At 67.5% G+C, this 4,866-nt stretch carries 4 protein-coding genes and 1 pseudogene; 3 read left to right on the forward strand and 2 right to left on the reverse strand.

The window, feature by feature from the left end; translation table 11 throughout:
• Both AC04L7_RS12430 and AC04L7_RS12435 read left to right on the forward strand, forming a co-directional pair.
• A partial coding sequence (locus tag AC04L7_RS12430) for a pectin acetylesterase-family hydrolase (protein ID WP_475513107.1) occupies nt 1–1,222 on the forward strand: 1,222 nt, incomplete at its 5' end.
• Nucleotides 1,223–1,277: 55 nt separating this feature from the next.
• A complete protein-coding gene (locus AC04L7_RS12435; RefSeq protein WP_435997909.1) occupies nt 1,278–1,889 on the forward strand; it encodes a hypothetical protein in 612 nt (203 codons plus the stop codon).
• 395 nt (nt 1,890–2,284) lie between these two features.
• Here AC04L7_RS12435 and AC04L7_RS12440 read toward each other — a convergent pair whose 3' ends face one another.
• Together AC04L7_RS12440 and ispG are read right to left on the reverse strand one after the other, a co-directional pair.
• Nucleotides 2,285–2,959, reverse strand: a complete 675-nt coding sequence (locus tag AC04L7_RS12440; protein ID WP_296280256.1) for a phosphatase PAP2 family protein — start codon at nt 2,957–2,959, stop codon at nt 2,285–2,287.
• Between the two features lie 4 nt (nt 2,960–2,963).
• On the reverse strand, nt 2,964–4,229 hold the full coding sequence (ispG, locus tag AC04L7_RS12445) for a flavodoxin-dependent (E)-4-hydroxy-3-methylbut-2-enyl-diphosphate synthase (protein WP_475513108.1): 1,266 nt from the start codon (nt 4,227–4,229) through the stop codon (nt 2,964–2,966).
• Between the two features lie 96 nt (nt 4,230–4,325).
• Here ispG and AC04L7_RS12450 point away from each other — a divergent pair.
• Nucleotides 4,326–4,866, forward strand: a pseudogene (locus AC04L7_RS12450) (sensor histidine kinase); the annotation flags it as partial.

Consider the following 4,866-nt stretch of genomic DNA (forward strand, 5'->3'; position numbering starts at 1 on the left):
GTCCAATCCCTCCGGCTTCAACGACGGCTTCCAGCCGGGCCGCTACGACGCGTGGCAGACCATCCAGCTGGCGCCGTCGACGGGCGCCGTGTGCGGCGACGGTTCGCCGTTCAAGTTCTTCGTCAACCGCGTCGCCGATACGCGCAACACCATCATCTACATGGAGGGCGGTGGCGCGTGCTGGGACTACGCCAGTTGCAGCGGCCAGGGCGGCATCCGCGGTGCACGCAATCCGAACGGCATCCCCGACGACTACATGAGCCTGCTGAATCCCGGCGCGAGCCTGGTCAGTCCGTTCGTCACCCGGGTCAGCCCGTTCGAGTCGGTGAAGACGCAGGGCTGGAACATGGTTTACGTGCCCTATTGCACCGGCGACATCTACAGTGGCGACAAGGTGGCCGTCTACAACGAACCGAGCGGGCAGAATGCCCCCCTGGTGTGGCACCACAACGGCACACGCAACGTGCGCGCGGTGGTCGGCTGGCTGAAGGACAACCTGCCCCGCCCGACGCAGATGCTGTCCACCGGCTGCAGCGCCGGCGGCGCCGGCAGCCTGACCAGCTACCACCCGTTGCGGCGCGACATGGCGCCCACGCGCAGCTTCCTGATCGACGATTCCGGCCCGATTTTCCCCACGCCGAAGAACGGCAATCCGGTCGACTACCCCTCGCAGCCGCTGATGGCGCTGATCCGCAACGCGTGGGGCCTCGACCAGCCGAACGGCCCGCTGCCCTATCTCGCCAGCGGCCTGCCGCAGTTCGACCTCAACGAACTCGGCACCCTGTATCCCGCCCTGTCCAGCAAGTACGCCAGCGACCGCATGGGCCATACGCACTTCTGGAAAGACCTCAATTACTCGTCGTACTCGTACGAACGCTTCTATCCCGACATCGCCAACGCACCGGACCAGGCCACCAAGGAAGCACGCATCCATGCGCGCTGGAACACGGATACGGCACGCCTGCGGGACCGCCTCAACGGCTTGAACAATGTCGGCGGCTACTTCCCGCAGTACCGCGCGCTCAACGAAAGCCACTGCACCACCATCGTCGATTTCAAGAACGCCGACGTTCAGGCGCAGAACCTGGAATTGAAGCACTTCATCGACAGCGTGCTCGACGGCCAGGGCAAGGTGCTCGATGCGAGCGAACAGGACGACAAGGCCGACAAGGCCAAGCCGTTCAACCTGCTGTACTGGCTGGTCGACCAGCTGATGGGCTGAGGTCCGCGCCCGAGGGCCGTCGTGAGGCGACGGCCCCGGCGCACGAGGAGTACGCATGAGGAAACTGCTGACACTGCTGGTGCCGCTGCTGGTGTTCACCGCCGCCGCGCTCTGGTGGACGCACGCCGCGTCCCGGGGAGTGCCGACGACGCCCCCTGCCCCTGCGGGTTCCGCAGGTGCCCCCTCTCCGGCGCTCGACACCCTGCAGGCCACGCCGCAAGCGCAGGCCTATCGCGAGCGCCAGCGCTTCGAGGCAGAGGCGAAGGACTTCTTCGCGCGCGCCGCCTCCCTGCGCGCCGTGGAGCGCAGCGAGCGGGCGGACGCGCTGAAGCGGCAGATCGACCGCTACGAGGCCGCCGCCGGATTGTCCGCGGGCGAAGCCCTGCTGTTGCGGACCGCGCTGGTCAAGGCGACCGTGGACGACCCCGCGCAGCAGGCGGCAGAGGTGGCCGTGATCGCCGACCGCTATCGCGCACACGCTGACCAGCGCATGGCCGCTTTCGCCGCGCAGCAGGCCAACGACCCACGCTTCCAGTCCTACAAGGCACGCGAGGCGCAGGTCGTTGCCGAGGTCATGGCCGCCACCACGATTCCCGCCGGCCTCACCCGCGACCAGTACCTGCGCCAGCGGCTGCAGGAAGAGCGCGAGCGCGCGTACGCGCCTTGAAAAGCATGAAGAAGGATGTGGGAGCGACGTAAGTCGCGAGAGACCACCGGCATCGTTTCATCGCGACTTACGTCGCTCCCACAGGAGCCCTAGCCTTTAATCTGGCCTTTTGACCTGCCACGGCCGCTCGCGAATGCGGTACAGCGCCATATAGCCCCCGACACCCACGCGATGCCGGCGTCCCAGCCGCCAAGGATGTCTGATGGCTGGTGATGGCCAGCACCACCATCCCCGCCGGTCTTATCCGCGACTAGCAATCTGCGCCAGCGACTGCAGGATAAGCGCCAGCGCGCGTACGCGCCTTGAAAAGCATGAAGAAGGATGTGGGAGCGACGTAAGTCGCGAGAGACCACCGGCATCGCTTCATCGCGACTTACGTCGCTCCCACAGGAGCCCTAGCCTTTTACCTGCCACGGCCGCTCGCGGATGCGGTACAGCACCAGGTAGACACCCGACACCCAGGCGATGCCGGCGGCGAATCCGCCGAGGATGTCGGACGGATAATGCACGCCCAGGTAGATGCGCGAGACGCCGACCAGCACCGCGAAGCTGCCCGCCAGGGCGACCGCCACCCAGCGCCAGCGCGTGTGCCAGCACAGCAGCACGACCACCATGGCCAAGGTGGCCGAACCCATCGCGTGGCCACTGGGAAAGCTGAAGGTGTGCTCGGGCGCGATGGATTCCCACAAGGTGGGCCGGTCGCGCTGGAAGAACTGCTTCGTGGCCATGTTCAACAGCGCCGAACCTGCGAACGACACGCCGGCGAAGGTGGCCTCACGCCAGCGTCGCGCGATCAGCAGGCCGGCCGTCAGTGCGATGTCGACCGGCACCACGCCCCACTGGTAGCCGATCGCCGAGATGAAAATGAAGAACCGGTCCAGCGCCGGCCCCGCCATCGCATGCGCGCGCCACAGCAGCGGATCGTCGAAGTAGAAGGCTTCAAGTTCGTGGACTTCGTCCGCCAGTTCGACGAACAGCCACAACGGGGCCAGCAGGCAGAGGAAGAGGAGGACGAAGCGCCCGCCATGTTCGCGAAACAGCCCGGCGATGAAGCGCCGGCCGTTCGCCAGCGTGTCAGCCGGCAGCACGCGCGTACTTGGCCTCGACGTAGTCGTCGATCAGGGCGACGAACTCGTGGGCGATGTTCTCGCCACGCAGCGTGACCTTCTTCTCGCCGTCGACGAACACCGGCGCGGCCGGCGCCTCGCCCGTGCCTGGCAACGAAATGCCGATGTTGGCGTGGCGCGATTCGCCTGGCCCGTTCACCACGCAGCCCATCACGGCGAGGGTCATGTTCTCGGCACCCGGATGGGTGACCTTCCACTCCGGCATCTTGCCGCGCACATGTTCCTGCACGACCTTGGCCAGCTCCTGGAAGAATTCGGACGTGGTCCGCCCGCAACCCGGACACGCGGTAACCATGGGCGTGAACGCGCGCAGGCCGGTGGTCTGCAGCAGTTCCTGCGCGACGATCACTTCCTGCGTGCGYGACTSGCCSGGTTCCGGCGTCAGCGAAATGCGGATGGTGTCGCCGATGCCTTCCTGGAGCAGCACGGCCAGCGCGGCGCTCGACGCCACGATGCCCTTGCTGCCGATGCCGGCCTCGGTCAGGCCCAGGTGCAGCGCGAAATCGGTGCGGGCCGCCATGTCGCGGTACACCGCGATCAGTTCCTGCACGCCGCTGACCTTGGCAGACAGCACGATGCGGTCGCGCGGCAGGCCGATCTCGACAGCGCGTTCGGCCGAATCCACCGCCGAGCGGATCAGCGCCTCGCGCAGTACGCGGCCGGCGTCCCACGGGATGTCGCGCGTGTGGTTCTCGTCCATCAGCTGCGCCGCGAGCGCCTGGTCCAGCGAACCCCAGTTGGCGCCGATGCGCACCGGCTTGCCGTAGCGGATCGCGAACTCGATCAGCTGGGCGAACTGGGTGTCCTTCTTCTTGCCGAAGCCTACATTGCCCGGATTGATGCGGTACTTGGCCAACGCTTCCGCACAGGCCGGCTCGCCCGCCAGCAGCTGGTGTCCGTTGTAGTGGAAGTCGCCGATCAGCGGCACCGAGATGCCCATCATCTCGAGCTTTTCGCGGATGCGCGGGATGGCGGCGGCGGATTCGGGGTTGTTGACGGTCAGCCGGACCATTTCCGAGCCGGCCCGCCAGAGTTCGGCGACCTGCTTCACGCTGCCGGCGACATCGGCCGTATCGGTGTTGGTCATCGACTGCACCACCACCGGGCGGCCACCGCCGACGACGGCATTGCCGATCTGAACGGCCTGGGTGATGCGGCGCGGCCAGGGCGCGGCGTCGGTGGGAGGCGTGGGGCGGGTGACGGCGTCGTGCATGGCGGCATTGTAGCGTGGGCCGCCCGGGGGGCTCGTGCACGCCCCTGCGACGCCATGCCGCAGGTCCGGCCCGCGCGCTTGCACTAGCATGTGACCATGCCGAATACGCTGCTGACCCTGTCGCCCTCGTTCCTGCGCACGCTCTGCAACCTGCGTTGGGTGGCGATCGTGGGCCAGGCGGTGACCGTGCTGGTGGCGCTCGGTCCGCTTGGCATCGATCTGCCGCGCTGGCCGCTGTGGGCCGGGATCGGTGCGCTGGGACTTTTCAACGTCTACGCCACCTGGTGCAGCCGCCGGCCCGGCGAGGAGCGCGCCGCCGAAGCCTTCGCCCACATGCTGGTCGACGTTGCCGTGCTGTCCTGGCTGGTGGCGTGGAGCGGCGGCATCGGCAACCCGTTCAGCTCCATGTTCCTGCTGCTGATCGCGGTCTCTGCGCTGGCCCTGCCRTTGCGCTGGGTGCTGGCCACGGGCGTGGCGTGCCTGCTGGGCTACGTGCTGACCGCCGTCTTCGGCCGGCCACTGCCGCACCTGCATGGCGACCACTTCAACGTGCACCTCTGGGGCATGGCGGTGAACTTCGTGCTTTCCGCCGGCGTGGTGCTGTACTTCTCCACGCGCCTGGTCGCCGCGCTGCGCC

This window comes from Pseudoxanthomonas sp. LjRoot204_2 (assembly GCF_056175765.1).

Excerpts from the sequence above, each read along its gene's own strand:
- AC04L7_RS12435 (WP_435997909.1), top strand. The coding sequence starts at position 1,278 with ATGAGGAAACTGCTGACACTGCTGGTGCCGCTGCTGGTGTTCACCGCC.